This window comes from Paenibacillus sp. FSL H7-0323 (genome assembly GCF_038002725.1).
In the GTDB taxonomy this organism is placed as follows: domain Bacteria; phylum Bacillota; class Bacilli; order Paenibacillales; family Paenibacillaceae; genus Paenibacillus_AQ; species Paenibacillus_AQ odorifer.
Genome location: NZ_JBBODB010000001.1, coordinates 5417669 through 5433132, shown reverse-complemented (window position 1 = coordinate 5433132; position 15464 = coordinate 5417669). Strand labels below are relative to the sequence as shown.

The 15464-nt window shown below is 45.7% G+C and carries 7 protein-coding genes; 6 read left to right on the top strand and 1 reads right to left on the bottom strand.

Annotated elements, in window-relative coordinates; all coding sequences use genetic code 11:
- Positions 1 to 108: 108 nt before the first annotated feature.
- From MHH89_RS24445 to MHH89_RS24430, 4 genes are all read left to right on the top strand, one after another.
- Positions 109 to 2094, top strand: coding sequence for an anaerobic ribonucleoside triphosphate reductase (locus tag MHH89_RS24445; RefSeq protein ID WP_341088364.1), 1986 nt, complete (start codon positions 109 to 111; stop codon positions 2092 to 2094).
- A complete protein-coding gene (gene nrdG, locus MHH89_RS24440; RefSeq protein ID WP_076124537.1) occupies positions 2091 to 2606 on the top strand; it encodes an anaerobic ribonucleoside-triphosphate reductase activating protein in 516 nt (171 codons plus the stop codon). The genes MHH89_RS24445 and nrdG overlap by 4 nt, the downstream gene beginning before the upstream one ends.
- Before the next feature lie 55 nt (positions 2607 to 2661).
- Positions 2662 to 4995 carry a ribonucleoside-diphosphate reductase subunit alpha gene (locus tag MHH89_RS24435; protein ID WP_076142084.1) on the top strand — a complete coding sequence of 778 codons (2334 nt, stop codon included), beginning with the start codon at positions 2662 to 2664 and terminating at the stop codon, positions 4993 to 4995.
- Between the two features lie 284 nt (positions 4996 to 5279).
- Positions 5280 to 6311 carry a ribonucleotide-diphosphate reductase subunit beta gene (locus MHH89_RS24430; RefSeq protein ID WP_036682584.1) on the top strand — a complete coding sequence of 344 codons (1032 nt, stop codon included), beginning with the start codon at positions 5280 to 5282 and terminating at the stop codon, positions 6309 to 6311.
- Positions 6312 to 6491: 180 nt separating this feature from the next.
- Here the strand turns inward: MHH89_RS24430 and ssuE are convergent, their stop codons facing one another.
- On the bottom strand, positions 6492 to 7040 hold the full coding sequence (ssuE, locus tag MHH89_RS24425; protein WP_036682586.1) for an NADPH-dependent FMN reductase: 549 nt from the start codon (positions 7038 to 7040) through the stop codon (positions 6492 to 6494).
- A gap of 401 nt (positions 7041 to 7441) precedes the next feature.
- Between ssuE and serS the strand changes: the two genes are divergently transcribed.
- Together serS and MHH89_RS24415 are read left to right on the top strand one after the other, a co-directional pair.
- The gene (gene serS, locus MHH89_RS24420) at positions 7442 to 8731 is read left to right on the top strand and encodes a serine--tRNA ligase (protein ID WP_076310026.1); all 1290 of its coding nucleotides are present in this window, start codon (positions 7442 to 7444) and stop codon (positions 8729 to 8731) included.
- 415 nt (positions 8732 to 9146) lie between these two features.
- Complete coding sequence (locus tag MHH89_RS24415) at positions 9147 to 15443, top strand: 5'-nucleotidase C-terminal domain-containing protein (protein ID WP_341088361.1); 6297 nt, start codon at positions 9147 to 9149, stop codon at positions 15441 to 15443.
- Positions 15444 to 15464: the final 21 nt, after the last annotated feature.

Here is a 15464-nt window from a genome sequence, read left to right as displayed (position 1 = left end):
TTATGTAATCTGAACAAATATACGACTGCTTATAGCAGTCCAACTTCTTATGGATATATGGATTTGATGATAGATGTTTTTCTTTTATACTGAGAGGAGAGCTGTACAATGACGTTGTTGGAGAGACAATTTAATGGAGTAGAAAATGCACGGGAAGTTCTTTTAGAAGAGCTCATTGATTTAGGCCGGGATATTATCGACAGTCGGGATATGGACCTATTGCGCGAGAATGCCAATTTGAATGGAGAGAGTTTCTCCGGTAAAATGAGCAAGTTCGGCAGTGAATATTCAAAATGGTACGCCCGCAATTTTACGATGCCGCCACAGCTAGTGCAGGCTATTGATGACAATGTCGTCTATGTGCATGATCTGGATCAATACGCGATTGGAACGACGAACTGTATTTTTATCCCGTTTGATAAACTTCTCCGTGAAGGTTTCAATACCGGCAACGGCAGCGTTCGTCCTCCGAACTCAATAATGACAGCTATGTCTCTGGTAGCGATTATTTTCCAATCCCAGCAAAATGCTCAATATGGTGGTGTATCCGCCAATAAACTCGATTACGATCTGGCACCTTATGTAACCAAATCCTTCGCCAAGCTGTTCCGCAAGGGTCTGGATTATTTTGAAGAAGGACAAGCTGACGAATCTTTGGGCGAGATTACGATGAGCCGGACCGATCTGGCGGAGTCATATCCAAGAGCGTTCCGTTTTGCACTAAAGGAAACCGAAATCGAAACCCTGCAAGCGGCTGAAAGTATGGTACATAATCTGAATACCATGTCCAGCCGATCCGGTGGACAAATACCGTTTACCAGCATCAACTACGGTACTTGTACTTCACCAGAAGGTCAGCTTGTGATCAGTTCTCTGCTAACCGCAACTATGAACGGACTTGGCAGCGGAGAAACACCAGTGTTCCCGATTCAAATCTTCAAATGCAAGCAAGGAATCAATCAACAGCAAGGCGATCCTAACTATGAACTGTTCCTAAAAGCAGCTGAATGTTCTGCGCGCAGACTATATCCAAACTTCGCTAATCTGGACGCTCCGCTCAACTTGCAGTATTATGATCCAAGTGATCCTGATACGGAGTTCGCTACAATGGGCTGCCGAACCCGAGTGCTCGGTGACCGTTTTGGGCGTAATCATTGCTCTGGGAAGGGCAACCTTTCCTTTAATACACTAAATCTGGTTCGGCTAGGTCTGGCACACGGCACAGTAACAGGCAGACGTACCGTCGCAGACGAAGCTGGCTTCTATGAAGATCTAAATCATTATATGGATATTGCGCTGGAAGGACTTCTCCATCGCTTCCACATCCAAACCGCACAAAAAGCTAAAGCTTCCGATTTCATGATGCGAGAAGGCGTTTGGGAAGGCGGCGAACATCTTGCACCCGATGACACTGTAGGCGATCTGCTGAAGCATGGCAGTCTGTCTCTTGGCTTCATCGGTATGGCGGAATGTATGAAAGCTATGTACGGTAAACACCATGGCGAGGATATGGAAGTTCATGCCAAGGCGCTGGCTATCGTGCGTCATATGCGGGACTATTGCGATCGGAAAAGTGAGGAACTGGATCTTAACATCACCCTGTTCGCAACTCCAGCAGAAGGTTTGTCCGGTAAATTCACCAAAGTTGACCGCAAGGTACTGGGTTCCATTCCGGGCGTAACCGACCGTGAATATTATACGAACTCTTTTCACATCCCTGTATACTTCGATCTGGGTGCTGCTCAGAAGATCAGCTTGGAAGCTCCTTTCCATGAATACTGCAATGCCGGGGCTATTTCTTATGTCGAATTAAACGGCAATGCCCGCAACAACCCATCGGCTTTTATCAAAATCATTAAATATGCGCTCGAACAACAGGTCAGTTATTTCAGCATTAACCATCCGATTGACCGCTGCTCCAGCTGTGGATACGAAGGCGTAATTGGGACAAACTGTCCTTCCTGCAACGCACATGAGAATGACGTGCACATCCGCCGTTTGCGCAGAGTTACAGGTTATTTAACCGGCGACTATCAGACCCGCTTTAATGCCGCCAAACAAGCTGAAGTACGAGATCGCGTTAAGCATCTATGAATATTTGCGGTTACTATCCGGAGTCGATTAACGAGGGAGAGGGCATGCGGGCCGTTCTCTTTCTCAGCGGCTGCCGCCATCGTTGCCCGGGATGTTTTAATCCCGAGACATGGAACTTTAAATATGGAGAAGTCTTCACCTTAGAACGACAACATGAAATCATCGCAGAAATCGCCGCTAACCCTTTGCTGGATGGTCTGACACTGGCAGGCGGCGATCCTTTTTTCTCAGCAGAAGAGTTGCTGGGGTTCATTCATGAGCTTCGCACTGTACTGCCAGGGTTCTCAATCTGGATTTACAGTGGTTATACGTACGAAGAACTTACAGCCCTTCCCGGTACGCCGGAGTGGAATCTACTTAAACAGTGTCAGGTGTTAATAGATGGAAGATTTGTAGAAGAACTGAAAGATACTACGCTTCTCTACCGGGGAAGCTCCAACCAACGCATTATCGACATTCCGGCCAGCATGAACGGCTCGGAGGTCTTTCTGTGGCAGCCTGCTGCGCTATAATATATCAATTTTTGATATTGAAAATTAATTTGAAATAAGAAGGGATGAACTAACTATGCCGCAATTCGTAGTAAAACCGGATAATCGCCAACTGGCTTTTGATGAGAACCGTCTCTCCGTCTACGCTGACCGTATTCTGGAAGGTCTCGATCAACTAAATAAAGAAACTTTGCTGCGTGGAGTGAATTCCAAACTGCGTCGTGACTCGGTAAGCGGAGAAGAAATCAGCAATGCCTTCACCATGAGCGCTCTAGAGCTTGTAACAAAAGAAGAGCCTAACTGGAAGTTCGCAGCTGCCCGCGCCCTTCTGACTACCCTTTATAAAAAAGCTGCCGTTCATCGCCGCTACAAAGCTTATCCAGAAGAGCCTTACGGTGAATTGTATCCACTAATTACGGATCTCGTGAAAAAAGGAATCTATCGCGAAGAACTTCTAAGTCATTACACCAAAGAACAAATTATCGAACTAGGCGGGTGTATCGATTATACACGCGACCTTTTGTTTGACTATATCGGTCTGCTTACGCTATCCGACCGTTATTTGGCGCATGATTTTGACGGCCGTGTAATGGAGCTTCCACAAGAACGTTATATGATTATTGCTATGTACCTGATGCACCGTGAGCCAGCTGAGAAACGTCTTGAGCTTGTAAAAGAAGCTTATTGGGCTATGAGCAACATCTATATGACTGCTGCTACACCTACAATGTCCAATGCCGGCAAAAAGGTCGCTGGACAACTATCCAGCTGCTTTATTGATACTGTAGACGATTCCCTAGAGGGTATCTTTGACTCCAATACAGACGTAGCACGTCTAAGCAAAATGGGTGGCGGCATCGGCGTTTACCTTGGAAAAGTACGAGCACGTGGTTCGGATATCCGTGGCCACAAGAACACAAGCTCCGGCGTAATCCCTTGGATTCGCCAGTTGAACAATACAGCAGTCAGCGTAGACCAGTTGGGCACACGTAAAGGTGCTGTAGCTGTTTATCTTGATGTATTCCATAAAGATATTCTCGCTTTCCTCGATCTTAAGCTGAACAACGGTGACGAGCGCATGCGTGCACATGACGTGTTCCATGGCGTCTCCCTGCCTGACCTGTTCATGGAAGCTGTAGAATCGCGCAGCCATTGGAACCTCTTCTGCCCTCACGAAGTGAAAAAGGTCATGGGCTGGACAGATAAAAATGGCCGTCCACTAGGATTGGAAGATTTCTACGATGAAGAGCTTGGCAAAGGTACTTTCCGTGAAAAATATGCTGAGGCTACAGCGAACCTGGAATTATCCCGGATCACTGTTCCTGCGATCGACATCATGAAACGGATTATGAAATCACAGCTAGAAACAGGTACACCGTACATGTTCTACCGCGATACCGTGAACCGGACTAACCCAAACCGTCATCAAGGTATGGTTTTCTCCTCCAACCTGTGTACAGAAATTATGCAGAATCAGTCTGCAACAGTTATTGAGCAAGAAGAATTAGTAACTAAAGATGGCCAGACCCGTATCGTTATTTCCAAAATCCCTGGCGACTTCGTAGTCTGCAACCTGAATTCGATTCACTTAGCACGGGCGATTCCAGCTGGCGTATTAGAAAGACTTGTTCCGATCCAAGTTCGTATGCTTGATAACGTAATCGACATTAATAATATTGAAGTTCTGCAGGCACAATACACGAACAGCCAGTACCGCGCAGTAGGTCTCGGCACATTCGGCCTGCATCACCTATTGGCACTCAAGGGCATTCGTTGGGAATCCGATGAAGCCGTAGAATATAACAATCATTTATATGAACATATCAACTACCTGTTGGTTCGTTCGAGCATGGAGCTTGCCCGTGAAAAAGGCCGTTATCCGAAATTTGCTGGATCCGATTGGGAGACTGGCGCATACTTCACTTCCCGCGGTTATGTTAGCGGTGAGCAAGAAGGTAAATATGTAACGACTGAGCAATGGCGCGAGCTGCAAGAAGAAGTAGCTAAGGACGGCGTACGTAACGCTTGGATGTTCGCCATTGCGCCGAATGGATCTACATCGATTATTGCCGGCTCCACCGCCAGCATTGATCCGCTGTATGAACTGCTTTCCTATGAAGAAAAAACAACTTATAAGATTGCTAACCCAGCACCGGATCTGTCCGACAAAACGATCTGGTACTATAAGACAGCATTTACGATTGACCAAAACTGGTCGATCCGCATGGCTTCTGCTCGCCAGCGTCACGTCGATCAAGGCCAAAGCTTCAACCTGTATGTCCGTCCTGACATCAAGGCTACCGAGTTCCTGGAACTGCATCTGAATGCCTGGAAGGGCGGCTTGAAATCAACTTATTATGTGCGTAGCCGTGCTTTGACTATAGAAGAGTGTGAATCTTGCGCTAGCTAATTATCTTAGTGCCCTAAATAGAAAAACGATGATGAATTTCGTAACTGCGAGGAATGTTTGGGCTTCCGGCCGCTGTTGTCATCAGAGGTCTTGATCTTTACCGCTATTAGCGGATGACATCCGATGACAGCATATGCTTTCGATGCGAGCTTTCCTACGGAAAGCTTTCGGGCGAACGCTGACGCTCCTACAGCTCCAAACTTCCTCTCCGTTACTCCATCACCGTCTTTCTATGAACAAGACACCAAGAAAGATTACCCGCGCAAAAAATGGAGGGATAAGAAATGCAATTACAAAAGATTTTTAATACTGAAGCACCTAACCAATCCACACGCATTATCGACGGTGAATGCTCAGGTATTCTGAACTGGAATGATATTCGCATGCCTCATATGTACAAGCTGTATAAGGTGCTGCTGCTTAATCACTGGATCGCGGATGAAATTCCAATGTCCAAGGATGCGCAACAATTCCCGATGCTGGATGCCGAGGAACAACGCGTATTTAAGATTAATATCTCCCTACTCGCTGTGCTGGATTCGATGCAGACGATGTTCGTGAGCGACGTGAAGCGTTATTTCACCGATTCCTCTTTGGAAGCTATCTCCGCTATTATCGGGCAGCAAGAAGTGGTGCATAACCAATCCTATTCCTATGTTCTTTCCTCTATCGTGTCGGAGAGTGAGCAGAAGGAAATTTTTGAATATTGGAAAAAAGACCCTGTCCTGCTGGAACGTAATCAGTTTATCTCTGATATTTATCAAGAGTTCCGTGATAACCCTACGAGACAGACCTTTTTCCATGCGCTGGTAGCAGATCTCATCTTGGAAGGAATTTTCTTCTACAGCACTTTCGCCTTCTTCTACAATCTGGCCCGTGACCAGAAGATGATGGCGACTAGCCAAATGATCTCTTATATTCAACGTGACGAGAATCAGCACTGCTACTTCTTCGCAGAAGTATTTAAGCAGCTGCTTGTAGACTTCCCTGAGCTGAACACCAAAGAAAACATGGATTACGTATACCGTACCATCGACCGCGCGGTAGAGCTCGAAACCAACTGGGCTTATTACACACTTACTAACGTGCGTGGTATTGATCTTAACGAGCTTAGCGACTACATCAAATATACAGCGAACAAGCGTCTGACTTTGATGGGTATGGAAAAAGCTTATCAAGGTGTTGACGTTAACTGTATGCCTTGGATCAAACCCTTCTCCGATGATGCGCTTAATGCTACCAAAACTGACTTCTTCGAAGCTAAGTCCCGCAACTATGGTAAGGTTGGCGACGATAACGGATTCGACGATTTGTAAGACCGGATATATAACGATCCCTATATAAAAAAGAGGCCATTTTCTACTTTCTTAGTGAGATGGCCTTTTTGCTATAGCTTATATAATGCAAAAAGCGCCCCTCTCCCCTGGTATCAGGGATGAAAGAGACGCTTATACGTTTGTTATTAGCACTAAGCACAGAAGGCATGCTACTTAGTCTTATGCCTTGCGTTCCACACGATGTGTAGTTTCTTCTGCAAGCTCATCTAATGCATCGTTCAGGCGCAGCTTCAGCTCCTCAGCAAGCTCTACCACTCCGTGATCATTACGAACCACTTGAGAATCCACGGCATAGACGCCGCCAAGAATGTAACGCGCGCCCAGTACAGACAACACAGGTTTCAATGCGTAATCAATTGTGAGCAGATGTGCAAGACTGCCGCCCATGAACAGCGGGAGTACAACTTTTCCGGCCAATCCCTTTTGTGGAACCAGATCTAAAAAGGTCTTCAACACGCCTGTATAAGAAGCTTTATAAACCGGGCTAACCACAATTACCGCATCAGCTTCCGCTACAAGGCCATTGGCTTTGACGATAGACTCACTTTCAAACTTAGTGTGAATCAAATCCTCCGCTGGTAGTTCTGCTACGTTAATACGCTCAACCTCGAAGCCCTGATTGGTTAAGCTGGCCTCCGCATATTCTATAGCTGCATTGATACGCGATACCAGGGAAGGCGTTCCGTTAATCACAACAATTTTAGCCACTTTTCCACCTCTTCCATCCCACTTAAGCAGCTCACACTGCTTTATTTATTATCCCGACAAAATTACTTTAAATTAATACTAATCCTAACGTAGAATTGATATTTTTGTCAAACCATAACCACTTGCGCTCCCTCCGCTCTTACGTTATACTAAGCAACAATATTAAATCCAACAATCAGGCCAATGATCGGCATCCAACCGTGAGGCGTCTGCGACCGGAGTCTACAACAACTCCCTAAGTTCACCGGGTTTCGCCCGTTACCGCGAAGACCAAAGAGGGTCGGATTGTTCCTGCAGTTAAGGAGATTCGATCAACCTGGGTGGCACCGCGAGCTGACGCTCCTCGTCCCATGGATGAGGGCGTTTTTTGCGTTTTTTTAACCAAAAAGGAGCGAAACGGTATGCTGGATATGAACTGGATCAAAGACAATCAGGAACTTGTAAGAAACATTACGGCTTGGAAAAGAGTCGACTTCCCACTGGATGAACTGCTGGAATGGGATGAGAAACGGCGCGAATTGCGCCAAGATACGGAACAGTTGAGAGCCCAGCGTAACGGGCTGACCAAAGAGGTTGAACGACTTTTACGACAGGGTGACAGCGTGGCAGGAGAAGCAGTTAAAGAACAAGTAAGAGAACTGAACAACCGCCTGAATCTCTATGAGGCAGAACTAACTGAGGCAGACCGCCGCTGTGGAGAACTCATGCTGCTCGCACCAAACCCTGTATCGCAGGATACACCGATTGGCCATGATGATAAAGATAATGTAGAACTGCGACGAACCGGAACGTTGCCGGAATTCGGCTTTAAACCGCGTGATCATGTAGAACTAGGCGAGCTCCACAATATCATCGATATCCCCCGTGGCGTCAAAGCAGGCGGCCCACGCAGCTATGTGCTGAAGGATGCAGGGTTGTTGTTACATCTCGCTGTACAGCGGCTGGCCATTGATGTACTAACTGCCCGCGGGTTCACGGTGATGGATGTTCCCGTGATTGTCCGTCCGGAAGCGCTGGAACGTACGGGCTTCTTCCCCGGCGGGATGGATCAGACCTATGAGCTAAACGGAGACAATCGCTGGCTGGTAGGCACATCGGAGGTGTCGCTTGTCTCGCTGTATAGCGATGAGATTGTCGAACTGGATTCGCCAATGCGACTCGCCGGAATGTCGGCCTGCTTCCGCCGTGAGGTAGGATCGGCGGGACGAGACGTGCGTGGCCTGTACCGTGTTCATCAATTCTCAAAAATTGAACAAGTTATCTTATGTCGGAATGATGAGGGCGTATCAGAGGGCATGCTGCAGGAGATTCTTGCGAATGCAGAGCATATTCTACAGCTCTTGGAACTTCCCTATCGGATCATGTCTGTCTGCACAGGAGATATGTCCCTGAAGACACATAAGCAGTATGACATCGAGACTTGGATGCCAAGCAGAGAGGCATACGGAGAGACACACTCGGCTTCCAACCTGCTCGATTTCCAAGCTCGTCGTTCGGGCATTCGTTACCGGGATGCCGACGGTAAGCTGCAATACTGCCACACCCTAAACAACACCGCAGTGGCTACACCAAGGATCCTAATTCCGCTGCTGGAGAATCATCAACTGGAGGATGGATCCATTTACATTCCGCAGGCACTGCGTAAATATATGGATGGAATTGAACGGCTTGAGCTTCCGCACCAGCAGTGATGTGTTGTCCAAGTAGATTTAAAATTAATAATGCCCTTCCACTTCTCGATAAGAAGCTGGAGGGGCATTATTTTTGTTCCGATACATTCTATATAATTCTAATCTCTATTGTTTTCCCTATGTAAAAATTAACAAAACTCTAGAATAAATTTGTCGCAATCCATAATAAATTCAACAATATATATAACATAAAATTAAAATATCGGTGATCTATTAACCATAAAAACACTAAATTTATAATTAATATTGTATTTATGCACTGTTTTTATACTTAAATCACAACATTTCAATTTTTAGATTTAAATGATGCAAACTTTAATTTATATTCATGAAAGACAACCTTTCATTTTACATTTGAATGCTAAGATTTAATAGGTTGTAAATAAAAGATTCGAGGGGAGAATGACTTATCCAAATGATTATTTCTTCAAGAGTAAGGAAATGGTTCGCTACTGGACTGGCAATGTTAATGGTTGCCGGCAGTGTGTTACCAGCTGTCCAGACCGCCGAGGCAGCACCGGATAATAGCAATATTGTTATCTCGCAGGTCTATGGTGGTGGTGGAAACGGCGGAGCGGAATTTAAAAATGATTTTATTGAATTATACAATCCTACAAATCATCCAGTAGATTTGACTGGATGGAAAGTTCGCTATACCTCAGCGGCCGGAACCTTTAGTAGCGGAACAGACTTAAATGGAACCATCCCGGCAAATGGATACTTCCTTATTGAGGAGGCCGCTGGAACGGGAGGAACTACCGACTTGCCTACTCCTGATGTTAGCAAGGGAATCCTTGCTATGAGTGGTACAAACGGCAAAGTCGACCTCGTTGATAAATCAGGTACAACAATTGATTTAGTTGGCTACGGAACAGCTACAAATGTCGAGGGAAGTGCGACCGCTGCTCTCTCCAATACGACAGCCGCTATCCGTAAAGCTGCGGCTGGTGCACCAGCAGACAGCCGCGGTCTAGATACGGATAACAACTCTACGGATTTTGTTGTCCAAGCACCAAGTCCACGGAACAGCACCTACGGTACGTTCCCTGAATTACCGGAAACTGCTAGTTCCGCAGTAGCTTTACCAGCCCCTAATGCCTGGCCGGCTGGTACAGAAATATCTTTGAATTCTCCAACGGTTGGAGCATCCGTCTATGCAGCTGTTTATGGATCAGGTGGTTCAACTAATTTCCAACCTTACACAGGGCCTATTACCTTAACTGAGGACACTACGATTAAAGCGTATGCTTCAGAACCAAATATGCCAGACAGCCCTATATCGACTTTTGATTACACTATTCTGGCCAAAACAGATGTTGCAACAGCACGCCTTGCTAGTAAAGGTCAGAATATTTTAACAGAAGGTATCGTAACTCACATTAATGCAGCAAAAATGTATATTCAGGATGAATCCGGCGGGATCGTACTTTATGGTTTCCCAGAGTTCGCAAACGTTGGAGATCGTGTTGAAGTAAGCGGCACAATGGATATCTACAGCAACCTGCAAGAAATCAAATTCCAAAGTGGACTTCAATACAATGTAGCTGCACAAAATGTTGGGGTGCCTGCACCAAAATTGATTACAGCAACCGACTTGTCTGCCGCGAACGGCGAAAGCCACGAAGCTCAGCTGGTAACTATGAATAATGTGACCATAGACAATGTAAATGGCAGCACGGTGACTGCTAGCCAAGGTGGACAACAATTCACAATTTTTTCAACCCTGCCTAAACTAGTTAAGGGTAAAACCTTTGACAATATCACTGGAGTTATCGAGCAATATAGTACGACTTATCAATTCATTCCACTTAATGAAAATGCTTTGGTGGAAGAAACTTTTTCCGTTATGGCCAGCCCTGGCGCAGGTCGCATCATCAAAGGAAGTTCTGTGACCCTATCCAGCCCTACTCTTGGAGCACAGATTTACTACACGACCAACGGAACTGAACCAACAACAGCAAGTAAGCTTTATTCAGATCCGATTACAGTTAATCAAGATCTTACCATCCATGCAATTGTCGTAGCAGATGGCAAGACAAGTAAGGTTTATACCTTTGCATATAAAGCATCTGAACTCCCTCGTATACATGATATTCAAGGAGAATCTCATACTTCTGAGTATGCAGGTCAGAACGTTTCCGATGTAGAAGGCATCGTTACCCAATATGGGTACACCTTCGCCACTGGCGCTTATAGAGGTTTCTTTATGCAAGACCCTCAGCCAGACGATAATGTAAACACTTCGGAAGGTATTTTTGTATACAGCACTAATTCATCCCTTAAGCCTCAAATTGGAGATTTAGTCCAAGTTAGTGGAGCTGTTTCCGAATACAACGAAGGTAACGCAAGTAATTTAACCTCTACTCAAATTACTATGACTTCAATAAAAGTAGACTCCTCTTCAAGTTATACTGTGCCGGAGCCTGTCGTACTTGGTAAAGGCGGGAGAGCCATTCCGTCTTCCATAATTGACAATGACGGCATGGCTGATTTTGAGCCTAATGAAGATGCAATTGATTTCTACGAATCGTTAGAAGGTATGCTCGTCAAGCTCCCTACCCCTACGATTATCAGTCCTTACTGGACAAGTGGTAGCGGAAATTCCATGCTGTATAACATCCCTACAAGAGTAGAAAATGAAACACCTGATGTCATCACACCAGCTGGTGGATTAGTTCTCAAAGAATACAACCAATACAATCCTCAGCGCCTCATCATTGCTTACGGAAATCCGGGTCAAGAAGTCATCACCGGAGATAAGTTCGCGGGAGATGTAACTGGCGTCATCGGATACAACAACGGTAACTTCAAAGTGATTCCGGAAAACGGTAAGCTTCCAGCCATCACTCCAAGTACCTTTAAGCAAGAAACAACTACTCTTGAAGTCAATGATAGTAAGTTGTTGATCGCATCGTACAACATTGAAAACTTCTACCCGGGTGTCGGAGCAACAAAAATCCAGAAACTAGCCGACTCCATCACAAACAATATGAAAAAACCTGACATTATCGGCGTTGTCGAAATGCAGGACAGCAATGGTGAAGCCAATAATGGTATCACTGAAGCAAGTGCAGCCGAATTGATTAAGGCTATTGAAACCGCTGGCGGTCCTGTATATAAATACACAGATATCGCTCCGGAGAACAATATGGATGGCGGTGCCCCAGGCGGAAACATTCGCGTAGGATTCCTGTACAATCCAGCAAGAGTACAGCTTGCGGACAGTGTGAGCGGACAAAAAGGTACAGCTACACAATCCGTTGGATATAACGCAGCGGCAGATCAATTGACCTACAATCCAGGACGAATTGATCCAACAAACTCTGCCTTTGCAAGTTCACGTAAACCCCTTGCTGCACAGTTCGTATTCGGTGGCGAAACAGTAATTGTGATCGCTAACCATTTCAATTCAAAAGGCGGCGATACCGGTCCTTTCGGAAACGTTCAGCCCCCTGTATTGTCCAGTGAAACACAACGCCATAAAATCGCGGCGGTCGTAAACGGATTTGTCAAAGAGGTTCTGACTGCAAATCCTAAAGCCAACATCGTAGCTCTTGGCGATTTGAATGATTTCCAATTTACTAAAACTGCAACCCTCTTAAAAGGTACAGAACTAGACAATTTGATCGATACATTACCTTTAAATGAGCAGTATACGTACACCTATGATGGAAACTCTCAAGTGCTAGATCATATTCTTGTCAGTAAAAATCTAACGGCTTCTTCTAAAGTAGATGTCGTTCATCTAAATGCCGACTTCTCACCATCGAACGGTCGGGTATCCGATCATGATGCGGTTTTGGCACAGATTGATTTTAATACTGCTGAAGACTTCCCACTAACCATTCTGCACACCAATGATACACATGCAGGATTAGATACTGTCAGCTCGCCAAACAACATCTTGCGCCGTGTAACAGCAATCAAAGATGCCAAGGCGACTACAGAGAATCCTATTCTTGTAGACGCAGGTGATGTGTTCTCCGGAACGCTTTACTTCAATAAGTATCTGGGTCAAGCAGATCTGGCCTTTATGAATCTGGTTAAATATGATGCTATGACTTTCGGTAATCATGAGTTTGATAAAGATTCAGATGTACTGTCCAAATTCATTGGCAACGCAAAGTTCCCATTTGTCTCCTCCAATGTGAACTTCTCAGCGGATGATATTCTTAGTAAAATGTTCACCAATGAAATCGGCCGGTCAGGTAATGCTGGAACCATCTACCCTGCGCTGATCAAAGAAGTAGACGGCCAACAGGTCGGTATCATGGGTCTGACGACAGAAGATACGGCGAACATTGCTTCACCAGGTAAAGTGACCTTTGAGAATGCCTTCGCTAAAGCGGAAGCAACGGTCGCTATGCTTGAAAAAGAGAAAGTTAACAAGATCATTGTTCTCTCTCACCTTGGCTATGAAGAAGATCTCAAGCTAGCCAAAGCCGTTAACGGCATTGATATTATCGTTGGGGGTCACAGCCACACGCAACTGAATCAAGCCGTTGTTGATAACACCGATCCAAAAGCACCGAAGCTAATTGTACAAACTGGTGAAAAAGGTCTTTTCCTTGGCCAACTTGAAGTTAAATTTAACAAAGATGGCGTACTGACCGATTGGAAAGACCAATTAATCTCCATCGATGCTAAAAACGGTACTAACTACGTTATCGCAGAGGATCCTGAAGCTAAAAAGATCCTGGATACCGAGTATAAGCCGGGTATTCAAGAACTAACCAATGAGGTAGTAGGAAATTCAGAGGTTGTTCTAAACGGAGTTCGTGATAATGTGCGCACAAAGGAAACTAATCTTGGTAACCTGATTGCCGATGGCATGCTTTATGCAGCTCAAAAAGCGGGCACTAATGCCGTAATCGCCTTGCAAAACGGCGGCGGTATTCGCGAATCCATCAACGAAGGACCGATCACACAAGGCGAAGTACTCGGTGTACTTCCATTCAACAACGATCTGGTTACGATCACTTTGACTGGACAAGAAATTAAGGATGCTATGGAGAACGGGGTTTCCAAAACGCCGGCAGCAGACGGACGTTTCCCACACGTTGCAGGGTTGAAATTCTATTACGACTCTACGAAACCTGTGAACGAACGTGTATTGCGTATTGAAGTGAAAAACGGGGAGAAATACGTTCCTCTAGATCTAAAAGCATCTTATGAAGTAGCTACTAATGCTTTCACAGCTAAGGGTGGAGATTTCTATACTTCACTTGAAAAGGCCTATAAAGAAGGCCGCGTGAATCTGCTGTACCTACCGGACTTTGATGTATTTACGAAGTATCTGCAGAAGGTTGGAACGGTCACTGCGAACACTTCCGCCGTTGAAGGCCGGATTGTTGATCTAAAAGGTGCACCACTGCCGGAGACAAATCCAACTCCGACACCAGACCCAACACCAGTACCAACACCAGATCCAACTTCAGTACCAACTTCAGTACCAACATCAGTACCAACATCGGCTCCAACAGTACCAACGGCTACACCATCACCAACTGTTGCTCCAACTGTGGCTCCAATTGCTTCAGCACAAGTAACAACAATTGATGCTGCTGATCTAACCAAACAACTTGCTGAACTGCCAACGGGTAGCCAAGAGCTGGTTATTCCGGTTAAAGCCACTACAGGCGGCGCTCAAGTAGTGCTTCCAGGCAGTGTGCTTGTAAAACAAGCAGCAGCACAACCTAACACAGTTCTTACCTTTACTACGGATGGTGCTTCTTATTCCTTGCCACTCCGTGTTGTAAACAGCGCAGCACTTGCCGCTCAATTAGGCACCAGCGACTTTACAATTACGGTATCCATTCTAGTAGCGAATTCGGGAACACTAAGCAGCACAAACCAAGCTATAGCCTCACAGCTAGGTAATGCTACTTTAGCTGCTCCAGTAATCGAATTCAGCGTTTCAGCACAAGCCGGAACTAAGAGTGTGCAGTTGAACAATTTCGGCAGCACTTACGTGAAGCGCACGATCAATGTACCTGCCGTCTTAAATTCAAATAACGCAACGGCAGTGGTCTTCGATCCTGCTTCAGGTAAGATCTCCTTCGTGCCTGCTATCTTTGTTCCTAAAGCAGATGGAACAACGGACGTTACGATTAAACGGAACAGCAACAGCTACTACACCGTTGTTAAGTCTTCCAAAACGTTCGCAGATACTAACGGACACTGGGCTAAATCATCCATTGATCTATTAGCTACCAAACTAATCGTCAGCGGAACAAGCAACGATACGTTCTCTCCTTCACAGTCGATCACACGTGCTGAGTTCGCGGCAATAATTACGCGTTCTCTGGGACTTGCGATAGCTAATGGTGAGACCACATTTAAAGATGTAAACCCAAGTGCTTGGTATGCTGATGCTATTCGCACCGCAGCAGAAGCCGAATTGATTTCCGGTTATACCGATGGCAGCTTTAAGCCGGGTAGCCCAATCACTCGTCAGGAAATGGCCTCGGTATTAGCGAAAGCTATTAAGTACACAGGGAAAACCTTAAATGCCGACCCTGCAGCACTGGCTAAATTCAGTGACGCAGCAAGCATTCCAGCTTGGTCCCAAGCAGCAGTAGCAGAAATCGCTGCTGAGGGAATTATCCAAGGAGCAACAGATGGATCCTTTGCTCCACAGAAGCTGGCAACTCGTGCCGAAGCGGTTACGATGCTGGAGAAGACATTGAAATCTCTCCAATTTATCAACTAGCAAAAGCTGATCTTCAGCTCT

What these genes read in the sequence shown, in the direction of transcription:
- MHH89_RS24435 (WP_076142084.1), top strand. Translation starts at nt 2,662, where the DNA reads ATGCCGCAATTCGTAGTAAAACCGGATAATCGCCAACTGGCTTTTGAT.
- MHH89_RS24430 (WP_036682584.1), top strand. Translation starts at nt 5,280, where the DNA reads ATGCAATTACAAAAGATTTTTAATACTGAAGCACCTAACCAATCCACA.
- serS (WP_076310026.1), top strand. Translation starts at nt 7,442, where the DNA reads ATGCTGGATATGAACTGGATCAAAGACAATCAGGAACTTGTAAGAAAC.
- nrdG (WP_076124537.1), top strand. Translation starts at nt 2,091, where the DNA reads ATGAATATTTGCGGTTACTATCCGGAGTCGATTAACGAGGGAGAGGGC.
- MHH89_RS24445 (WP_341088364.1), top strand. Translation starts at nt 109, where the DNA reads ATGACGTTGTTGGAGAGACAATTTAATGGAGTAGAAAATGCACGGGAA.
- MHH89_RS24415 (WP_341088361.1), top strand. Translation starts at nt 9,147, where the DNA reads ATGATTATTTCTTCAAGAGTAAGGAAATGGTTCGCTACTGGACTGGCA.